This window comes from Nannocystis bainbridge (assembly GCF_028368995.1).
GTDB classification, from domain to species: domain Bacteria; phylum Myxococcota_A; class Polyangia; order Nannocystales; family Nannocystaceae; genus Nannocystis; species Nannocystis bainbridge.
On record NZ_JAQNDL010000002.1, the window covers coordinates 1,026,003 to 1,045,358 of the forward strand.

15 protein-coding genes are annotated in these 19,356 nt (G+C 70.9%); 6 read left to right on the forward strand and 9 right to left on the reverse strand.

Features of this window, described 5'->3' with window-relative positions:
- Window positions 1–336 precede the first annotated feature (336 nt).
- The gene (locus POL25_RS21705) at window positions 337–1,392 is read left to right on the forward strand and encodes a D-alanine--D-alanine ligase family protein (RefSeq protein ID WP_272088045.1); all 1,056 of its coding nucleotides are present in this window, start codon (window positions 337–339) and stop codon (window positions 1,390–1,392) included.
- 160 nt (window positions 1,393–1,552) lie between these two features.
- Here the strand turns inward: POL25_RS21705 and POL25_RS21710 are convergent, their stop codons facing one another.
- From POL25_RS21710 to cysC, 5 genes are all read right to left on the reverse strand, one after another.
- Window positions 1,553–1,927, reverse strand: coding sequence for a hypothetical protein (locus POL25_RS21710; RefSeq protein WP_272088046.1), 375 nt, complete (start codon window positions 1,925–1,927; stop codon window positions 1,553–1,555).
- A 49-nt stretch (window positions 1,928–1,976) separates the two neighbouring features.
- Window positions 1,977–2,696: a TerB family tellurite resistance protein gene (locus POL25_RS21715; RefSeq protein WP_272088047.1), complete on the reverse strand. Its 720-nt coding sequence runs from the start codon at window positions 2,694–2,696 to the stop codon at window positions 1,977–1,979.
- Between the two features lie 102 nt (window positions 2,697–2,798).
- Entirely contained in the window at window positions 2,799–4,169 is a 1,371-nt protein-coding gene (locus POL25_RS21720; protein WP_272088048.1) for a DUF4215 domain-containing protein, read from the reverse strand.
- A 169-nt stretch (window positions 4,170–4,338) separates the two neighbouring features.
- Window positions 4,339–4,557, reverse strand: coding sequence for a translation initiation factor IF-1 (infA, locus tag POL25_RS21725; RefSeq protein WP_267707876.1), 219 nt, complete (start codon window positions 4,555–4,557; stop codon window positions 4,339–4,341).
- Window positions 4,558–4,734: 177 nt separating this feature from the next.
- Window positions 4,735–5,418, reverse strand: a complete 684-nt coding sequence (gene cysC, locus POL25_RS21730) for an adenylyl-sulfate kinase (protein ID WP_272088049.1) — start codon at window positions 5,416–5,418, stop codon at window positions 4,735–4,737.
- A 203-nt stretch (window positions 5,419–5,621) separates the two neighbouring features.
- On the opposite strand from cysC, the gene POL25_RS21735 reads away from it, so the two are divergent.
- Both POL25_RS21735 and POL25_RS21740 read left to right on the forward strand, forming a co-directional pair.
- Entirely contained in the window at window positions 5,622–8,093 is a 2,472-nt protein-coding gene (locus POL25_RS21735; RefSeq protein ID WP_272088050.1) for a DNA gyrase/topoisomerase IV subunit A, read from the forward strand.
- A gap of 16 nt (window positions 8,094–8,109) precedes the next feature.
- Window positions 8,110–10,020, forward strand: coding sequence for a DNA gyrase/topoisomerase IV subunit B (locus POL25_RS21740; protein WP_272088051.1), 1,911 nt, complete (start codon window positions 8,110–8,112; stop codon window positions 10,018–10,020).
- A 231-nt stretch (window positions 10,021–10,251) separates the two neighbouring features.
- On the opposite strand, the gene POL25_RS21745 is transcribed toward POL25_RS21740, so the two are convergent.
- On the reverse strand, window positions 10,252–10,707 hold the full coding sequence (locus tag POL25_RS21745) for a helix-turn-helix transcriptional regulator (protein ID WP_272088781.1): 456 nt from the start codon (window positions 10,705–10,707) through the stop codon (window positions 10,252–10,254).
- Window positions 10,708–11,074: 367 nt separating this feature from the next.
- Window positions 11,075–11,689: an RNA polymerase sigma factor gene (locus POL25_RS21750; RefSeq protein WP_096334117.1), complete on the reverse strand. Its 615-nt coding sequence runs from the start codon at window positions 11,687–11,689 to the stop codon at window positions 11,075–11,077.
- Between the two features lie 63 nt (window positions 11,690–11,752).
- On the opposite strand from POL25_RS21750, the gene POL25_RS21755 reads away from it, so the two are divergent.
- The 3 genes from POL25_RS21755 to POL25_RS21765 all read left to right on the forward strand — a co-directional run bounded on the left by POL25_RS21755 (window position 11,753) and on the right by POL25_RS21765 (window position 15,429).
- Window positions 11,753–14,206 (forward strand): protein kinase domain-containing protein, encoded by a 2,454-nt coding sequence (locus POL25_RS21755; protein ID WP_272088052.1) that lies wholly within the window; start codon window positions 11,753–11,755, stop codon window positions 14,204–14,206.
- 384 nt (window positions 14,207–14,590) lie between these two features.
- Window positions 14,591–15,022 (forward strand): alternative ribosome rescue aminoacyl-tRNA hydrolase ArfB, encoded by a 432-nt coding sequence (arfB, locus tag POL25_RS21760; protein WP_272088053.1) that lies wholly within the window; start codon window positions 14,591–14,593, stop codon window positions 15,020–15,022.
- Entirely contained in the window at window positions 15,004–15,429 is a 426-nt protein-coding gene (locus POL25_RS21765; protein WP_272088054.1) for a c-type cytochrome, read from the forward strand. Before arfB ends, POL25_RS21765 begins: the two co-directional genes overlap by 19 nt.
- Before the next feature lie 108 nt (window positions 15,430–15,537).
- Here the strand turns inward: POL25_RS21765 and POL25_RS21770 are convergent, their stop codons facing one another.
- Together POL25_RS21770 and POL25_RS21775 are read right to left on the reverse strand one after the other, a co-directional pair.
- Complete coding sequence (locus POL25_RS21770; RefSeq protein ID WP_272088055.1) at window positions 15,538–17,349, reverse strand: ATP-binding protein; 1,812 nt, start codon at window positions 17,347–17,349, stop codon at window positions 15,538–15,540.
- A gap of 68 nt (window positions 17,350–17,417) precedes the next feature.
- Window positions 17,418–19,274 (reverse strand): PAS domain-containing sensor histidine kinase, encoded by a 1,857-nt coding sequence (locus tag POL25_RS21775; protein WP_272088056.1) that lies wholly within the window; start codon window positions 19,272–19,274, stop codon window positions 17,418–17,420.
- Between the last annotated feature and the right edge of the window lie 82 nt (window positions 19,275–19,356).

A 19,356-nucleotide genomic window follows, 5' to 3' on the forward strand; every position in this document is an offset into this window, starting at 1 on the left:
GACACGGTAGCGACAGGTGCGAAGGGCCTGTTCTCTCCCTGGTGCAGAGAGCAGGTCTGAAAGAGCAGGTCCCGAGGGTCAGGTCGCTCGCATGCCGAGGGCTCGGCGGATCGGGCGGGCCTCACGGACCACGGGAGAGCCCAGGGGCGACCGGCGCGAGGCGACCTGGCGAAAGAGACAGGTCCGTGGCCGACGCGTCGTCTGCGGGCGGGCGAGGGTCCGGAGATCGGTCAGCCAGACCCGGCGGGCGACCGGGAATGACGGCCGCAGGCCCGCGCGTCGAGTCAGGGCGCCGTATCGCCATCGCCGTCGCGCGGTGGTAGCGTCCCCCAGCCCATGCCAGCTCGACGTCTCCTCATCGTCTTCGGCGGTCGCTCCTCGGAGCACGAGATCTCGCTCCGCAGCGCGGCCGAGATCCTCAAGGCCATCGATCACCAGCGGTTCACGCCGGTCTTGCTCGGGATCCGGCGCGACGGCGGCTGGTGGACGGGACCGGCGGAGTGGTCGCTGGAGGCGGTGCTCGAGAGCGGCGAGCCGGTGGGCGACCTGCGCCAGCTGGCGCCCGACCTGGTGTTCCCGGTGCTGCACGGGCCCTACGGCGAGGACGGGACGTTCCAGGGGCTGCTCGAGGTGCTGGGCCTGCCGTACGTCGGCTCGGGCGTGCTGGCCTCGGCGCTGTGCATGGACAAGGCGCTGCTCAAGCACCTGCTGGGCACGCAGGCGGCGGCCATCCCCGGCGTGCCGTGGCTCGAGGTCGACGCCCATGGGCTCGGCACGGCGGGACAGCGGCAGGAGATCTGCGACGCGATCGTCGAGGAGGTCGGGTTCCCCTGCTTCGTCAAGCCGGCCAACCAGGGCAGCTCGGTGGGCATCAGCCGCGTCGACGAGGAGGCCGGGCTGTGGCGGGCGCTGACATTGGCGGCCCGCTACGACGCCAAGCTGGTGGTCGAGAAGGGCATCGACGCCCGCGAGATCGAGCTGGCGGTGCTCGGCAACGGCGACGGGCACACGCTGGTCAGCCCGCCCGGCGAGATCGGGCTGCCGGCGGGCGAGTGGTACGACTACGAGAACAAGTACCTGAAGGACGCGGCGACCCTGCAGATCCCCGCCGACCTGCCCGAGGCGACCGCCGAACGCCTGCGCGACCTGGCCCTGCGCGCGTTCCGGGTCGCCGGCTGCAAGGGCCTGGCCCGCATCGATTTCCTGGTCGACCGCCACACACTGCAGCCGTACCTCAACGAGATCAACACGATGCCCGGCTTCACGACGATCAGCATGTACCCCAAGCTGATCGAGCGGGCCGGCGTGCCGTACGCCGAGCTGATCAGCCAGCTTTGCGATCTGGCGCTGGCCCACCACGCGGCCCGCGGCAAGCTCAGCGTGACGCGCTGACGTACGGGCGGCACGCTCGCAGGAGCTTGCGCGCGTGCGGCCCACGTACGACGTGCCCTGAAGGACATGTCGCCATGGACATGTCGGAATGGTCATGTTGTCGCGGCTTCAGGCTCGCCCCGGACATGTCCCTCGTGGCATGTCCGATGGACCATGCGCTTCAGAGCATGGTCCAGGGGACACGTTCGCCCCAGCCGAAGGCGGCCATCAGGGCGGCGAACGCCAGGATGTTGAGCAGCCAGATCAGCGCGGCGAGGGCGACGGAGCCGAGCCAGCCGGTCTGGGCGACGGCGCGGCGCGGGTGCCAGTGGACCCACCCGAGCAGGTAGACCGGCGCGAACGCCAGCCACAGCGCGCCCTGGCCGACCAGCAGCGCGGTCACCAGGGACTCGTGGGCGTCGGGGCAGGTGCGGGCGAGCAGGGCGAGGACCACCAGCGTCGCCGCGGTAGCGAGGCCCGCGGGGGCGAAGGCCAGCAGGAACACGCGATCGATCGGCCACAGCAGGTTGTCGGTGCTCGGCGCGGGATCCGGCATGCTCTCAGTGTCCCCGCGGTCGGGCACCCGGGCAAGCCGCGGCGGCGCTTCAGGCGAACAGCAGGCGCAGCGCTTCGTCGCGCGGGACGGCGGCGAACGCCGCCAGCTCGAGGAAGAAATCGCGGCCGAGGTCGGCGCGGCTCGAGGCCGACACCAGCGGACCTATCGCCCGCAGCACGGCGAAGCGGCGCTCGCGCGGGAGGGCCGCGAGGCGGGCGCCGACGTGATCGAGCTCGGGCCGCTTCGCCAGGTACTCGCGCGCCAGCACCTCGCGGCGCTCGGGCGTGAGCGGCTGGCGGTCCAGCAGCGCGCGGTACTGATCGATCTCCTCGGGGTCGAGCACGCCGTCGAGGTGGATCATCACCGCCGCGAAGGCGGCGATGTGTTCGCCGAGGTCGGCGGCCTGCTCGGTCCACTGCCGGCGCCAGCGCGCCAGCTCGTTGGGCGTGACGCCGAGCTGCGCGGCGATCCGCTCCATCATCGCGACCTCGGCCGCGCTCGCTTCCCCGTCGGCGAGGGCCATCGCCCACGCGCGCTCGAGCGTGGTCTCGGTGAAGGCCGGCAGCGGCGGCGGGAGGTCCTCGAAGACGACGTGGAGCGCGTCGAGGTCGCCGAGCATCTTGAACCACCGCCGACTCTCGGCCTCGTCGAGGTGCTCATCGAGCATCGTCAGGATCAGGTCGGCCTCACCAGGCTTGATCTCGCCGTCGGCGTGGGCGATGAGGCCGCAGGCGACGAGGATCCACTCCTGCTCGGGGGTCAGGTGCATGGCGCGTCTCCGCGGCCAGCGTACAACGGATCGACCGCGCCGGGGCCGACGCGGCCGGTTGCGCGTGGGCGTGAGATCGCGCCCGTCGAATGTGCCTCGACGTCAGCCCGCGGCGCCGCAGTAGCGGAGGCACTCTTCGGGCGGGTCGGCCAGTTTGTACACGTAGTACTCGCCGCAGTTCCGCACCTGGATCTGGGTCTCCCAGTCGCACTGGGTGTCCCACGTGAAGCAGACCTGACGATCGACCACGCCGTCGTCGACGACCGGGTGGACGCCGACCATCCAGCCGGGAGCGTCGGTGCCGCAGGAGAATGGCGCGGGCGGGACGGTCGGCATCTGCGTGCCGGCCGGGCCGGTGAGGCGGTACCACTTGTTCTCGAGCAGCTTGTCACACTTGGTGACCTTGCCCGGGCCGTCGTTGAAGGTCGCGATGCGATCGGGCTCGGCGAGCGTGACGTAGCCGAGGCACTCGGCGGGCAGCTCCTTCTGGCACTGCTCGTCGCAGCCGTCGAGCGGGACGAGGTTGCCGTCGTCGCACGTCTCGAGGTCCGGCTCGATCAGGCCGTCGCCGCAGCGCGGCCCGAGCGAGGCGCAGCCGGGGGCGCAGCCGTCGTAGCTGCCGTCGTTGACGCCGTCGTCGCAGGCCTCGTCGCTGTTGTGGACGAAGCCGTCGCCGCAGCTGGCCTGCGTGCAGTCGACCAGGCAGTCGTCGTTGTTGTCGAGGTTGCCGTCGTCGCAGGCCTCCTCGCCGGTCCACAGGTAGCCGTCGCCGCAGGTGGCCGTCATGCACTCGACGCAGCCGTCGTCGGTGCTGAGGTTGGCGTCGTCGCACTCCTCGAACACCGCGTGGGTGAAGCCGTCGCCGCACGAGTCGGGCTGGCAGGTCGAGAGGCAGTTGTCGTCGTCGAGGGTGTTGCCGTCGTCGCAGGCCTCGCCGTCGTCGACCTTGCCGTTGCCGCACAGCATCACCGGGGCGACCTCGCACGCGACCGTGCAGCCGTCGTCGTCCTGCTCGTTGCCGTCGTCGCAGGCCTCGGCGCCGAGCTGGACGAAGCCGTCGCCGCAGCGGGCCTCCTGACACAGCGCGGTGCAGGTGTCGGAGTTGTCGGTGTTGCCGTCGTCGCAGGCCTCGGCGCCGGCCTGGACGAAGCCGTCGCCGCACACCGCGAGCACGCAGTTGCTGAGGCAGGCGTCGGAGTTGTCGAGGTTGCCGTCGTCGCAGGCCTCGCCGGGATCGAGCTCACCGTTGCCGCACTGCAGCTCGGCGCCGGTGCTCGGGTCGGTGGTCGTGGTCGGCTCGCTGGCGCCGGTCGAGGTGCTGCCCGAGGTGTCACCCTCGGTGACGAGCGAGCCGCTGGCGTCGGTGACGGGGGTCTGGCCGGTGTCGTCGGTGCAGCCCTGCTGCAGCGCGAGCGCGCCCGCCAGCAGCACCGTCAAACCCGCCCGTTGCCCGCCGCGTCCCGTCCAAGCCATGTTTTTCCACTACCACCGATCCCGGGGACCGGCAACCGCGGGCCCGGACGTGCATGTCGCGAGCGTAACGAAAGCGCGGAGCGCTGACGTGCCCGCGCGGATCTCGATCTACTTTCTATCAACCACTCGCGCCGGCGCGCGCATGAACTGTCCCAAAGGACAGGTCACTTCAACGCGCGCGATAGACGATGCGACCGCGCGTCGGATCGTACGGGGTCACGCCGACGGTGACGCGATCGCCGAGCACGACCTTGATGCGAAAGCGCCGCATCTTGCCGGCGAGGTGGGCGAGGACGCGATGGTCCGGATCGATCTCCACCTTGAACAATCCCCCTGTGAGAACCTCGGTGACTGTTCCCTCAAATTCGATCAGGTCGTCCTTACTCATTCGCGGGGAGAGTATGGGGCCCTCCGGTGTCGCGCAACGGGGGGACGACGGGATTTCAGCGGAGCCCCGTCACGCACGCGGGCGATAGGAGGCACCGTCACGCTCGTGCGTCGGCGAAATCTCGTGCGTTTGCGCGCGACTTCGCGGCGGCCGTTCGCTCGGTCGCCGACGCCAGTCTCACGCGCCGGTCGGCGCGGTGAGCAGGTCACGCGCCACGAGCAGGTCGACGATCGCGGCGGCGTGCTCGTCCGGCGAGGCGCCGACAGCGACGCGCGGATCGGCCGGGCTCGCATCGGCGGCGGCGTGCTTCGAGCTCACGTCGGCGTGAAACAGCAGGTGCAAGTCCGGCGCGTCCGGCGGCTCGTAGGGGGCGTCGATGCCGCTGAAGTCGGCGATCTCGCCGGCGCGGGCGCGGCGGTAGAGGCCCTTGGGGTCGCGGGACTCGCACACGGCGAGCGGGGCGTCGACGAACACCTCGAGGAAACAGCCGGCGGGGAAGCGCTCGCGCACGCGGGCCCGGTCGTCGCGGTAGGGGCTGATCGCGGCGACCAGGACGATGAGGCCCGCGTCCTGCAACAGGCGCGCGGCCTCGCCGAGGCGGCGCACGTTCTCGGCCCGATCTTCGGGCGAGAAGCCGAGATCTCGACACAGACCGAAGCGCAGGTTGTCGCCGTCGAGGATGTAGCTGTGGCGCCCGCGGGCGTGGAGCTGGGCGTCGACCTGCGCGGCGATCGTGCTCTTGCCGGCGCCCGAGAGGCCGGTGAGCCAGACGACGGCGCCGCGCTGACCGAGCCGCTGGGCCCGCTCCTCGGGGCCGATCGCGGCGTGGTGCCAGCGAACGTTGCTCGCGACCTGGTTCAAGGGACCACCACTTATGACACACCGGACCCGCGGCGCCCAGGCCGATCCGCCGCGGCCGCGCCGAGAAACGGCCCGGGGTTCTTGACCTGGATCGCTCCGCGGGTAACCTTCGGCCGCGCCTGAAACGCCCCCATGCGGGCGAGACGGGCGCCTTCGGCCGCGCAGGAGCAGTTTCCGGCGCGGCCAACCCTCGGGAGCGCAGGATGACTGTCCGGACGTCTGACGAAGAAGGGCCCCCCAGCGGCCGCCGCCGCAAGGCGACGCGCACGCACGACGACGACGAGGGCGGCGGCCCGAACCCCATCACCCTCGGCGACCTCGCCGAGGAGGCGCGGCGCAAGTACCTCAACTACGCGCTGAGCGTCATCACCTCGCGCGCGCTGCCTGACGTCCGCGACGGCCTCAAGCCGGTCCAGCGCCGCATCATCTACACGATGTTCGCCGACCTGGGCCTCACGCACGAGGCCCGCCACCGCAAGAGCGCCAAGGTCGTCGGCGACGTCATCGGCAAGTATCACCCGCACGGCGACACCGCGGTCTACGAGGCCATGGTCCGCCTGGCCCAGGACTGGGTCATGCGCGCGCCGCTGGTCGACGGCATGGGCAACTTCGGCTCCATCGACGGCGACTCGCCCGCGGCCTACCGCTACACCGAGGCCCGCCTGACGAAGGTCGCGTCGGAGCTGCTGACCGAGCTGACGCGCGACACGGTCGACTTCCGCCCGACCTACGACGGCACCGGCAAGGAGCCGATCACCCTGCCGGCCCGGTTCCCGCACCTGCTCGTCAACGGCAGCACGGGCATCGCCGTCGGCATGGCGACCAACGTGCCGCCGCACAACCTCGGCGAGGTGGTGCGCGCGGCGATCGCCCTGATCCCGCTGCTGCCGCCCGCGCGCGAGGACGAGGCGGCGGGGGAGAAGCGGCGCAAGGAGGCGCTCAAGGCCGCGCTCAAGGCCATCAAGGGGCCCGACTTCCCGACCGGCGGGCGCCTGGTAGCGACCCGCAAGGAGCTGGCCGAGCTGTACGAGGAGGGCAAGGGCTCGTGCAAGCTGCAGGGCGAGTGGAAGGTCCGCGAGGAGGACAAGTCGACCTTCATCGTCATCACCTCGGTGCCGTACGGGATCGAGAAGTCGGCGCTGGTCGAGGAGATCGGCGACATCATCGCCGCCAAGAAGCTGCCGCAGCTGGTCGGCGTGCAGGACCTGAGCACGCGCGAGGTGTGCGTCGAGATCGAGCTCAGCCGCAAGGTCGGCGCCGAGCCCGAGCTCATCATGGCCTACCTGTTCAAGCACACGCGGCTGCAGGTCACGGTCAAGTACGACTTCACCTGCCTGGTGCCGATCGCAGGCTCGGACGTGGGCCGGCCGGACCGCCTGGGCCTGGCGGCGATCCTCGAGCAGTTCCTGCTCTACCGCCAGGAGACCGTCCGCCGCCGCTTCGAGTACGACCTCCGCAAGCTCCGGGAGCGCATCCACATCCTCGAGGGCTTCGAGAAGATCTTCGACGCGCTCGACGAGGCGATCAAGATCATCCGCCGCAGCGAGGGCAAGGCCGACGCGGCGCAGAAGCTGATGAAGGGGTTCGACCTCGATGACATCCAGGCCGACGCGATCCTCGAGACGCGGCTCTATCGGCTGGCCAAGATCGAGATCCTGAAGATCCGCGAGGAGCTCGAGGAGAAGCGCAAGGCGGCGCGCAAGATCGAGGCGATCCTCAAGAGCCCCGAGAAGCTGTGGGCCGAGATCCGGGGCGAGCTCGAGGCGGTCGAGAAGGAGTTCGCCGAGCCGCGGCGCACCAAGATCTCCGACGAGGACGTGACCGAGGAGTTCACGGCCGAGAGCTTCATCGTCAAGGAGGACGCGATCGTGCTGGTCACCCGCGACGGGTGGATCAAGCGCCAGCGGTCGATCAACCTCGCCAGCACGCGCATGCGCGAGGGCGACGAGGCGCTGGCGCTGGTCGGCGGCAGCACGACCGAGTCGGTGGTGCTGCTGACCAACAAGGGCTCGGCCTACAACGTGCGCATCAACGACGTGCCGCAGTCGACCGGCCACGGCACGCCGGTGCAGCAGCTCTTCAAGTTCAAGGACGGCGAGCGGCTGGTCGCGGCCGTCGGCACCGACGCGCGGGTGATGCCGGAGTTCGGCATGCCGAAGCCCGAGCTCGGCGAGGAGTACGAGGAGCCGTACCCGCACTTCCTGGCGGTGACGCGCTCGGGCATGGCGCTGCGGTTCACGCTGTGGCCGCACCGCGAGGTCAGCACCACGCGCGGGCGCATGTTCGGCAAGCTGCGCGAGGGCGACGAGTTCGTGGCGGTGTTCAAGGTGTACGCCGAGGACGACGTGTGCGCGCTGACGCGGGCGGGGCGGCTGCTCCGCTGCACGGCGCAGGAGATCAGCCTGCTCTCGGGCCCGGGTCTCGGCGTCATCCTCGTCAAGCTCGACGACGGCGACGAGGTCGCGGGGGCGTTCCCCGGCTCGGCGACGGTCGAGGTCGAGAAGGCCACCGGCGGGTCGATGAAGGTCGGCGCCGGGTCGGTCAAGCCGACCGCGCGCGGCGGCAAGGGGGCCGAGCTGTGGAAGCGCGGCGCGGTCAAGAAGATCACGCTGCCCGAGCCGACGCTGCCCGATCTCGAGGCGGCCGAGGCGAAGAAGGCCGGCAAGAAGGCGTAGGGGGAGGAGTCAAGCGATGGCCCAGGCGAGCAAATACGGCGCAGAAGCGATCCAGTTCCTCGAGGGCGTGGACCACGTCCGCAAGCGCCCCGGCATGTACATCGGCGGCGTCAGCAAGGAGGGCCTCCACCACCTGTTGTGGGAGATCCTCGACAACGCGGTCGACGAGGTCATCAACGGCTACGCGACCCAGATCGAGGTCAAGCTCGACAAGGACGGCCGGGGCGTCAGCGTGACCGACAACGGCCGCGGCATCCCGGTCGACAACCACCCGACGCTGAAGATGCCGGCGATCGTGGCGGTGTTTACCAAGCTCGGCGCCGGCGGCAAGTTCGACGGCGAGAGCTACAAGCACTCGGGCGGCCTCCACGGCGTCGGTGCGGCGGTCGCCAACGCGCTGTCGGAGCAGCTGATCGCCAAGGTCTGGCGCGACGGATCGATGTGGGAGATCGAGTTCGTGCGCGGCGTGCTCGACGGCAAGCTGCGCAAGATCGGCAACGCCCGCGGCTCGGGCACCGCGATCTATCTGCGGCCCGATCCGCAGATCTTCGGCAAGTCGACCGCCTTCGACGCGGTGGTCATCCGCGACCGCCTCGAGGCCAAGAGCTACCTGCACAAGGGGCTCAAGATCGTGTTCGTCGACGAGACGGCGGGCAAGACCGAGACCTTCCACCACGCCGAGGGCGTGTCGGAGTACCTGAAGAAGCTGATCGAGGTGCGCGCCAAGCCGGCGGTGCACCCGGGCATCTTCTATCTCGAGCGCGCCGACGAGCCGAAGCTCGAGGTCGCGTTCGCGTGGACCGAGGGCACCGACGACGCGATGCACTCGTTCGTCAACGGCGTGCCCACGCCCGACGGCGGTACGCACGAGCAGGGCCTGCGGGCGGCGCTCGGCAAGGGCATCCGCGCGTACATGCAGACGCACAAGCTCGAGCCGAAGGGCCTGACTCTCGGGCTCGACGACATCCGCGAGGGCATGGTCGCGATCCTCAGCACCTACGTGCTCGAGCCGCAGTTCCAGAGCCAGACCAAGAACCGCCTCAACAACCCGGAGGTCGCGGGACAGGTCGAGGGCGCGATCCGGGCGGCGCTCGAGCAGTGGCTGCACGAGAATCGCAGCACCGCCGAGGCGATCGTCGCGCGCGTGATCGCGTCGGCGCGCGCGCGGGCGGCCTCCCGCGCCGCCAGCCAGCAGGTCTCGCGCAAGGGCCCGGGCGGGGTCCGCCTCGGCCTGCCGGGCAAGCTGGCCGACTGCTCCGAGCGCGACGCGTCCAAGTGCGAGCTGTTCATCGTCGAGGGCGACTCGGCAGGCGGCTCGGCCAAGATGGGCCGCAACCGCAAGACGCAGGCGATCCTGCCGCTGCGCGGCAAGGTGCTGAACACCGAGCAGGCCAGCCTGGCCAAGGTGCTGGAGAACGAGGAGCTCGGCAACATCGTCAAGGTGCTCGGCTGCGGCATCGGCAAGGACGTCAACGTCGAGCAGCTGCGCTACGGCAAGGTCATCCTGCTGATGGACGCCGACTCCGACGGCCATCACATCGCCACGCTGCTGCTGACCTTCTTCTATCGCCACATGCGCGAGCTGATCCGCAGCGGCCACGTGTACCTGGCCCAGCCGCCGCTCTACCGCGTCGACATCGGCAAGGAGACGCTGTGGGCGGCCGACGACGCCCACCTGCAGCGCATCCTGGCCGACAAGGGCCGCGGCAAGCCGGAGATCCAGCGCTTCAAGGGCCTCGGCGAGATGATGCCGGAGACGCTGCGCGACACCACGCTCGACCCGAAGAAGCGGGCGCTGGTCCAGGTCAAGATCCGCGACGAGCTGCAGACCGACCAGACGATCAGCAGCCTGATGGGCAAGGACGCCGGCGCGCGCTACTCGTTCATCATGGACCGCGCGGCCGAGGCCGACGCGCTCGACGTCTGAGCGGGGCAGGGCGCGCCCGGAATGGCGGACAGGAACGAAGGGACATGTCCCTTCGTTCCTGTTCGACGTCCGGCCGGGTGCAGAAGCTCTGTTGCCCCAGGATCTCGCCCGTTAACGCCGAAACGGAGGGACATGTCCCTCCGTTCCTGTCTCAAAGGTACTGGTCGTCAGTACCTGGCTCTCGGCACCTGGCTCTCGGTACCTGGCTCTTCGCTCACGCGGGGCCGCGGCTCAGTCGAGGCCGCGGGTCATGCTGTGCGGGTTGGTGGCGTGGACCAGCTCGACGCGGCTGTGGACGCCGATCCGGCGGTAGATCTGGCGCACGTAGGTCCGCACGGTGCTGAACGACAGGCCGGTGCGGGTGGCGATCTGCTTGTCGGTGCAGCCCGAGATGACGAGGCGGGCGATCTTGGCGAGGCGCGGCGGGAGCTGCGGCTCGGGGGCGGAGCTCTGGGTCTCCATCGCCATGTCCGGGATCGCCAGGGTGTAGACCTGACCCTCGGCCTGGATGGTCGCACGACGCGGCCAGTCCTTCGGGTCAGCCGGGGCGGCGGGCTCCGGATCGCCCGGCTTGCGATCGAGGGCGCGCATCGCGGGGGCGTTCATACAGAGGATGGCCCCCTGCTCGGTGAGCACGACGGCCGGACGGCGGTAACCATGGACCATCTCGGTCAGGACCGAGACCATGGACACGGCGCGCGTCTCCTTGGCGTCGACCTCGGGTTGGCCTTTGGACCAGGAGTTGGCTGCGCCGCGCGCGGCGGTGTCCACAGTGCTTGAATGGGTGCTATCGAGCTGCATACCAGGTTCCGCGTGAGTGACTCGAAGGTGAAAGACTTCGGGGCCCGCTGCCCCGTCGTTCGGCCGAGGTAGTGCACGCGGCGATCCAGTCGATCCCACTTTCTTTTGAAAACGCCTCAGGACGCAGAACTGGCCGAAATACCTGGTGGGCACGCGTGGACCGGGTCGTTCCGGGTCGAGAACGCGGTGAACCTGCCACCTCCAACATGCCTCGTGAATCCGCCTCCGGCCGCGCCCGGAGACAGGCTCACGGTCACTCGCCCGACAACTGTGCCCGCAACGATCGGACCCAGCCGTCCAGGTCGCTGAAGGTGGCACGCAGCAGCTCGGGGGTCCGCGCCAGGCTGCTCATCTTGTCGGCCAGCGCTTCCTTGGCGCGGCGCAAGCGGCTGCGCACCGTGCCCTCGGGGATGGCCAACACCTGCGCGAGCTCGGGCGCGGCCATGTCCTCCCAGTAATAGAGCTCGAGCACCAATTGATAGTCGAGCGGGATCCGCCGCAGCGCCTCGAGCAACAGCCGCTGCTCCTCGTGCGCCGCGAACACGGCGCTCGGCGACGGCGTGAGCTCGTCGGTCGATGTCTCGCTGAGGTCGGAGGCCAGGCCCTCGCGCCGCCGCTCGCGGAAGTGGGCCCGCAAGATGTTGTGGGCCACCGCGAACAAGTAGGTGCGAAAGCTCGACTGCTTCTGGAACCGGTCGCGCGCCTCGACACAGCCCAGGAAGGTCTTCTGGATCAGGTCGTCGACGCCGTGCGTGACCTTGTTGGCGAAGAAGCGACAGACCGCGTCGAAGTGGCGCTCGAAGAGCGCATTGCCGGCCTCGCGGTCGCCGGTCCGCCAGGCATCCAGGAGCTCGAAATCCGTCGCCACGTGGCCTACGTGATCACTTCTATCACCGCCACCGCCGGAGTTGAAGCCATGGTAAGGTGAACCGTGCAGCGGGGTGGGTCGGGCGCAGACACGCTGGACGAGCAGATCCAAGCCGCTCGCGTGTTCGCGCCCGGGCTGGAGATCCAGCAGATCAAGTCGTCGGTGCGCGCGCGCCTGTTCGGGACCTTCGACGGCGCGCCGACCCTGGGCGGCTACACGCTGCGGCGAATGATCGGCCGCGGCGGCACGGGAGCGGTGTTCGAGGCCGTCGGACGCGACGGCGAGACGGTCGCGCTCAAGGTCCTCCGCGGCTTCGAGCCGGCCGCCCTCTACCGCTTCAAGCTCGAATTCCGGGCGCTGGCCGACATTTCGCACCCGAACCTGTCGCTGCTCCACCACCTCGTGGTCCGCGGCGATCAGGCATTCTTGACGATGGAGCTGGTCGACGGGGTCGATTTCCTGTCGTACGTGCGCCAGCACCCCGTGCGCCTGCGAGCGTGCCTCGCGCAACTGACCGCGGGCCTCGATGCCCTGCACGCGGCCGGCAAGCTCCACCGTGACATCAAGCCGTCGAACGTGCTGGTGACGCGCGAAGGCCGGGTGGTGATCCTCGACTTCGGGCTGGTCCACGAGCTGACCGCAGGTCGCGGGCTCGAGGTGGTCGGGACGCCCGCCTACATGGCGCCCGAGCACGTGCGCGCCGCGACGCCGACGCCGGCGTGCGACTGGTACTCGGTCGGGGTGATGCTGTTCGAGGCGATGACAGGCGAGCTGCCGTTCGCGGGTCCGATGGACGAGGTCCTGCGCGACAAGTGCGAGCGCGTGGCGCCCCCGGCGCTCGGAGCCGCGGCAGAACCGCCGCTTGCGGCGCTGTGCGCGGCGCTCCTGGAGCGTGAGCCGTTGCGTCGCGCGGGTGGGGCGGAGATCGCTGCGGTGCTCCGCGAGCCGGAAAATCCGCGGCCGTGGCGAGCGCACGCCCCGCCGCAACAGCGCGGTCCGGCGTCGATCAGCCCCGGCGGTCTGATCGGTCGCGACGTGCCGTACGCGGCCATCACCGCGGCGTTGATGGAGAGCCGCAAGCGCTCGGTGGTGACGCTGCTGCGCGGGCGATCGGGGCTCGGCAAGTCGGCGCTGCTGCGCTCGTTCGCCGAGGCAGCGCAGGCGGGCCTGGCCGGCATCGACGCGCCGGCGATGGTGCTCGCGGGCCGCTGTTACGAGCGCGAGCAGGTGCCGTTCAACGCGTTCGACAGCGTGATCGATGCGCTCACCGGGCTGCTGCTCGGCGTGGGGTCGGCGGAGCTGGCGACGCTGGTGCCGCCCGACATCGCCGCGGTGGCCCGGCTGTTCCCGGTGCTGCGCCGCGTGACGACGATCGCCGAGGCGTGCCCGCCGGGGCCGGCGGGCGATGTCGACGCGGCGTCGCTGCGCCACGCATCGGCTGTCCTTCGGGACATGTTCCGAAGGATCGCCGATCGGATCCCGCTGGTGGTGATGGTCGACGACGTGCAGTGGGGCGACAGCGACAGCGCGTCGCTGCTGGTCGAGCTGCTGCGCGGCCCCGACGCGCCGCGCTGCCTGGTGGTGCTGGCGGCCAGCGAGGGCGAGGCGCTGCAGAGCGCGGACATGACGGCGCTGGTCGAGCGGCTGCGCGCGAACGGGCCGGTGCTCGAGCTGGGGCTCGAGCCGCTGCGCACGCACGAGGCGACGGCGCTGGCCGAGCTGCTGCTGCGCCGCGGTCCGGTCGAGCTCGAGGGCGAGGCGCTGCAGGCCCGCGCGGTCGCCATCGCGGGCGAGGCCGGCGGGGTGCCGCTGTTCGTCCGCGAGCTGGCGCACCATGTCCGAACGAACATGGTCGAAGGGACAGAGCTCGGCGACGTCCGGCTCGAGGCGGTGGTGGCCGAGCGCGTGGACCGACTGCCGGCGGCGGCCCGCGAGATGCTGGCGGCTGTGATCGTGGCCGGGCGGCCGCTCGAGTTCGAGATCGCTACGGCGCTGTCCGGCGGCGGCCGGCGCGATCTGCAACTGCTGCGGGTGGCGCACCTGGTCCGCGTCAGCAAGGCGCCGCGCGGCGAACTGGTCGAGGCCTATCACGACCGCATCCGCCGGGCGGTGCTGGCCGGGGTGCGCGACGACAAGGCGCGGACGATCCACGGCCGGATCGCGGAGCAGCTGTTCGCCCGCGCCGGGGTGCCGCCGGAGCTGCTGGCCGACCACCTGCGCGCCGCCGGCGACCGCGGGCGCGCGGCCGAGGTCACGCGCCTGGCCGCCCAGCACGCCGCCGAGGCGCTGGCGTTCCGCCGCGCGGCGGAGCTGTACCGCGACGCGGCGGCGCTGCTGCCGATCGAGGACGTCGGCGGTCGCAGTGAGGCGTTGGCGCGCGCCGGCGAAGCGCTGGCGGCCGCTGGGCGCGGTTCGGAGGCCGCCGAGTGTCTGCTCGCCGCCGCCGCGCTGGCGCCCGAGGTGGTGGCGCTGGCGCTGCGAGAGCGGGCCGAAGAGGCGCTCCGCTCGGGCGAGTGAGCGGCAGGTCGGTCGAAGCGGCGCGAGCAGCCTGCATCGGCGGTGTGTCGGGTCGCCGTCGCGGCGGTCCTCGTGGTGCCGACCGGTCGGCCTCGGCGGACGGGCAGCGGGTGCGAGACAGGCGAGGCTTTGGGGCGACGTGGGCGCGACGGCTGCTCGGCGAGCGACTCGCGGCGCCGGGCTGTGATGGAAGGAGAGTGCGGGGCTCGAGTGCCGCGCACGCGGTCGCGGTGAGATGGCGGTTCGGACATGTCCTGAAGGTCATGTCATCGCTGCCGCGTCGGGCTCGTCGGCGCGCGCCTGGCCGGGGCCGGCCGGGATCGGCGCGCGGCCGGGGCGGCGCGGGGTCTTGCGCGAGGGCCGGCGATCGTTCACCCTCCGCGCGTGATCGAAGGGCCGCTCATCGCCGAGCCTGGACTGCGGGTGCCCGTGTGGGCGCTGCGGTGGAAGGCCGTGCGCTCGGGCGGGCCCGGCGGGCAAAACGTCAACAAGGTGGCGTCCAAGGTCGAGCTGCGGGTGACGATCGCGTGCATCGAGGGGCTGACCGAACAGGCGGGGGCCCGCCTGCGCGCGCTGGCGAAGACGCGGCTGGTCGGCGACGACGAGCTCGTGATCACGTCGGAGCGCACGCGCGATCAGGGCCGCAACCTCGAGGACGCGCTGGCCAAGCTGCGGGTGCTGCTCGAGGCGGCCCAGCGCCAGCCGAGGCCGCGAAGGCCGACCCGACCGACCCGCGGGTCCGTCGAGCGCCGGCTGTCCGCGAAGCAGCGCCGCGGCGACACCAAGGCGGGCCGGCGATGGAGCGACGAGGGCTGACGGGGGCGCTGGGTTTGCTGCTGGTCGCGGCCGGCTGCGAGCCGCGCATCGAGCTCAAGCCCGGCGATCCGGAGTTGGTCCGCGCGGCCCGCCAGCTGTTCGACGGCCGCTGCGCCAACTGTCACGGCCCCCGCGGACGCGGCGACGGCCCGGCCGGACGGGCGCTGTCGCCCCGCCCGCGCGACTTCGGGGACGCGGCCTGGCAGGCCAGCGTCGACGACGCGCGCCTGCGCCAGGTGATCGTCGGCGGCGGCGCGGCGGTCGGCCTCTCGTCCCATATGCAGTCGAACCCCGATCTGGCCGACAGCCCGGTGCTGGTGGGGGAGCTGATCCGCATCGTCCGAGCCTGCGCCGAAGGACAGGGCGCGAAGGACATGTCCCCGGAGACAGCGAAGCAGGCGCCGTAGCGAGGCAAGCTCTGCCGACGAGGCGAGCCATGGAACGTGTCCCTTGCTCATGCGGGCGACATGCCGACGCGACGCGAGCACGTGTCGCCTGTCCTCCGGGACAGGTCTTCAGACTTTGATCTGGGCCGCGCGGGCGGCCGCGGCGCGGGCGGCCTCGGCGACGGTGCGGGAGAAGCTGCCCGAGCGGCGCGACAGCGACAGCTCGTGCGGGTCGCTGTAGGGCAGGCGCACGGTGAACATGGTGCCGACGCCGAGCTGCGACTTGACCTCGATGTTGCCGCCGAGCATGTCGCAGAAGGCCTTGGAGATGGCGAGGCCGAGGCCGGTGCCGCCGAACCGCCGCGAGGTCGTGCTGTCGCCCTGCGAGAACGCCTGGAACAGCTTGCCCAGCTGTTGCTGCGTCATGCCGATGCCGGTGTCGGCGACGATGAACTGGATGGCCGGCGTGCCGTCGCGCAGCGTCTTGCTGGCGGTCAGCCGGATCTCGCCGTGGTCGGTGAACTTGACGGCGTTGCTGAGGAGGTTGAGCAGGATCTGCCGCGTCTTGGTCAGGTCGGCGTGGATGAAGCCGATGGCGGTCGGGCAGACGACGACGACGCGGTTGTGGCCGCGATCGGCGAGCGGGCGGATGGTGCCGAGCACGGCCTCGACCATGTCGGCGACGTCGAAGGTCTCGAGGTGGACGTCCATGCGGCCGGCCTCGATCTTGGACAGGTCGAGGATGTCGGAGATGAGGCCGAGCAGGTGCTTGCCGGCGAACTGGATCTTGCGCAGCTCGTCGATCGAGCCGTCGAGGCCGCGCTCGTCGGACTCCTCCATGAGCATCTCGGCGTAGCCGATGACGGCGTTGAGCGGGGTCCGCAGCTCGTGCGACATGTTGGCGAGGAAGCGGCTCTTGGCGAGGTTGGCCTCCTCGGCCATCTGCTTGGCCTCGCGCAGCGAGCCCTCGGCGCGCTTGAGGTGGGTGATGTCGGAGGCGACGCAGACGGCCCCGATCGGCCGGCCGCGCTCGTCACGCAGGTCGGAGCGGGCGTAGAGCACGGGGATCTCGCGGCCACCAGGGGACCGATAGATGCGCTCGACGAGGCCCTGCTGCGGCTCGTGCGGCAGCGGCACCTCGGAGGCGAACTCGGGCAGGAGGATCGAGAACGGCTGGCCGAGCAATTGCTCGGGCATGGCGTCGAGCAGCTTGAGGGTGGCGCGGTTGACGGTCTGGATCCGGCCGTCGGCGTCGACGACGACCAGGGACTCGGCCATCGAGGCGAGGATGTTGTCGGCGTACCGGCGGGCGCGCTGAGCCTCGCCCAAAATCTGCTCGGCACGCACCTCGCCGGCGCGCGCGCGCCCGAGCGCGTCCTGCAAGCTGTGGACGGCGAGCGAGAGGAACACGCCGGCAGCGGCGAGGTGGAGCATGCGCGAGAGGTAGGCGCGCGGGCCATCCTCGAGCAGCGCGTCGGGCGGCAAGGCGCCGCCGACCTCGGCCAGGTAGAGGCCGACCAGCGAGGCGAGGCAGAGGCCGAGGATCGCCAGCAAGGTGCGCCGGCCGAACAACAACATGCCGACGATGACGAGGAGGATGAGGCCGCCCAGCGCCGAGCTGCGCAGACCGCCGGTGTAGGCCGCGTGCGCGACCATGGTGCTGCCGGCGAGGCCGAGCAGCGCGTAGCCGGCGAAGTAGACGTAGCCGTGGTGCAGCAGCGCGAGCAGGGCGAAGCTGAGCGCCGGGAACAGCAGGTCGAGCGGCGAGAAGGCGGCGCCGCGGGTGAACATGACGACCTGGACGACCACGCCGAGCATGCCGATCGTGGTGGCGACGACGAGCGCGAGGTGGACGATGCCGGCGACGCGCGTGCGCTCCTCGTCCGCGAACCGCGGGCCTTCGAAGAGGCGGCGCAGCCGTTGGAGCGCGGGCGTCGTCATCGGCTCAAAAATCAACCTACCAGGGCCTGGCGCGCGGTCAAGCGCACGCGCGGTCGCCGGGGCGAAAATCAGCGCCGGCGTGTAGCCGCATTCTCAGGGGATGGCTGATCGAGCAGGTCGGCGTTCGCAGCGTCGAGCAGGCCGGCTCGCATCGCGGCGGCCCGCGCGGCGGCGACGACCTCGGCCGGCGCGCCGCGACGACTCGACGACAGCTCGCGCGGGTCCATGTACGGCAGACGCACGGTGAACGCCGATCCGACGCCGAGCTGGGACTTGACCTCGATGCTGCCGCCGAGCATCTCGCAGAAGGCCCTGGAGATCGCCAGCCCCAGGCCGGTGCCGCCGAACTTGCGCGCGGTGCCGCTGTCGCCCTGGGTAAAGGCCTGGAACAGCTGCGAGAGCTGCTTTTGCGTCATGCCGATGCCGGTGTCGGCGACGATGAATTGCAGCATGCGCGGCAGTTCGAGGCCGACGCGCGCGACGGTGAGACGCACGACTCCCTTGTCGGTGAACTTGGCCGCGTTGCTCAGCAGGTTGATGAGGATCTGCCGGGTCTTGGTCAGGTCGGCGTGGACGAAGCCGATGTCGCGCGGGCACACGACCTCGAGCTTGTTGCGCGACTTGTCGAGCTGCGGGCGCACGGTGTCGAGCACGGCCTCGACCATGTCGGCGACGTCGAAGGTCTCGAGGTGGATGTCCATGCGACCGGCCTCGATCTTGGACAGGTCGAGGATGTCGGAGATGAGGCCGAGCAGGTGCTTGCCGGCGAACTGGATCTTGCGCAGCTCGTCGATGCCGTCGTCGAGGCCGCGCTCGTCGGCCTCTTCCATGAGCATCTCGGCGTAGCCGATGACGGCGTTGAGCGGGGTCCGCAGCTCGTGCGACATGTTGGCGAGGAAGCGGCTCTTGGCGAGGTTGGCCTCCTCGGCCAGCTCCTTGGCCTCGCGCAGCGACGCCTCGGCGCGCTTGAGGTGAGTGATGTCGGAGGCGACACAGACGGCGCCGAGCGGGGTGCCGTCGTCGTCGAAGAGATCGGAGCGGGCGAACAGCACCGGGATGTCGCGGCCGCCCGGGGTGTGATAGCTGCGCTCGACCAGAGCCGGGCCCTCGCGAGTGCCGCGGCCGCCGTTCTTGGCGGCGCGGAAGCTGGGGAGGATGGCGGTGAACGGCTTGCCGAGCAGCTTCTCGGGCGGGGCCTCGAGCAGCTGCAAGGTGGCACGATTGACGGTCTGCACGGTGCCCTGGGCGTCGAGCACGATCAGTGACTCGGCCATCGAGGCGAGGATGTTGTCGGCGTAGCGCCGCGCGCCCTGGGCCTCGAGCAGCAGCGAGGCCGAGCGCAGCTCGCCGGAGCGGGCCCGGTCGAGCGCGTTGCGCAGGCCCTTGACGGCCATCGAGAGGAACACGCCGCCGGCGCTGAAGTGGATGAGGTGGGCGACGAAGGCCAGCTCGGGGGTGTCGGGGGTGAGCTGCGGGACGACGACGCCGGTCTGCTCGAGCACGAGGAAGCCGGTGATCGCGGCGGCGCTGAGGCCGATGAACACGAGCATCCACACCTGCCGGAACAGCAGGGTGGCGACGATGACGACCAGCATGTAGCCGCCGATGCTCGGGCTGCGCACGGCGCCATGGGTCAGCGAGCCGAAGGTGACGGCGAGCCACAGGAGGCCGAGGAAGATGGCGGCGGCGACCCGCAACCAGCCGCGATGGACGAGCACCAGCAGGCCGAAGCTGAGCAGGCCGAGGCCGGGGTAGATGATCAGCGCGGCGGCGCTGTCGACCAGGTACGCCACCTGGACGGCGCCGGCGACGACGCAGATAGCGATGCTGATGACGAGGATCGTGTGCAGGACACCGGCGACCCGGGCCAGCTCTTCGTCCGCGAACTTCGGCTTCTCAAGCAGTCTGCGCAGCAGCCTCGCCATGTCTCTGCGACGCGCGACCCCCTCGTCATCCACGCTACGAGCGGCGCCGCAGGGCTGTCAAGGACGGCGCCTGCGGGCGTCC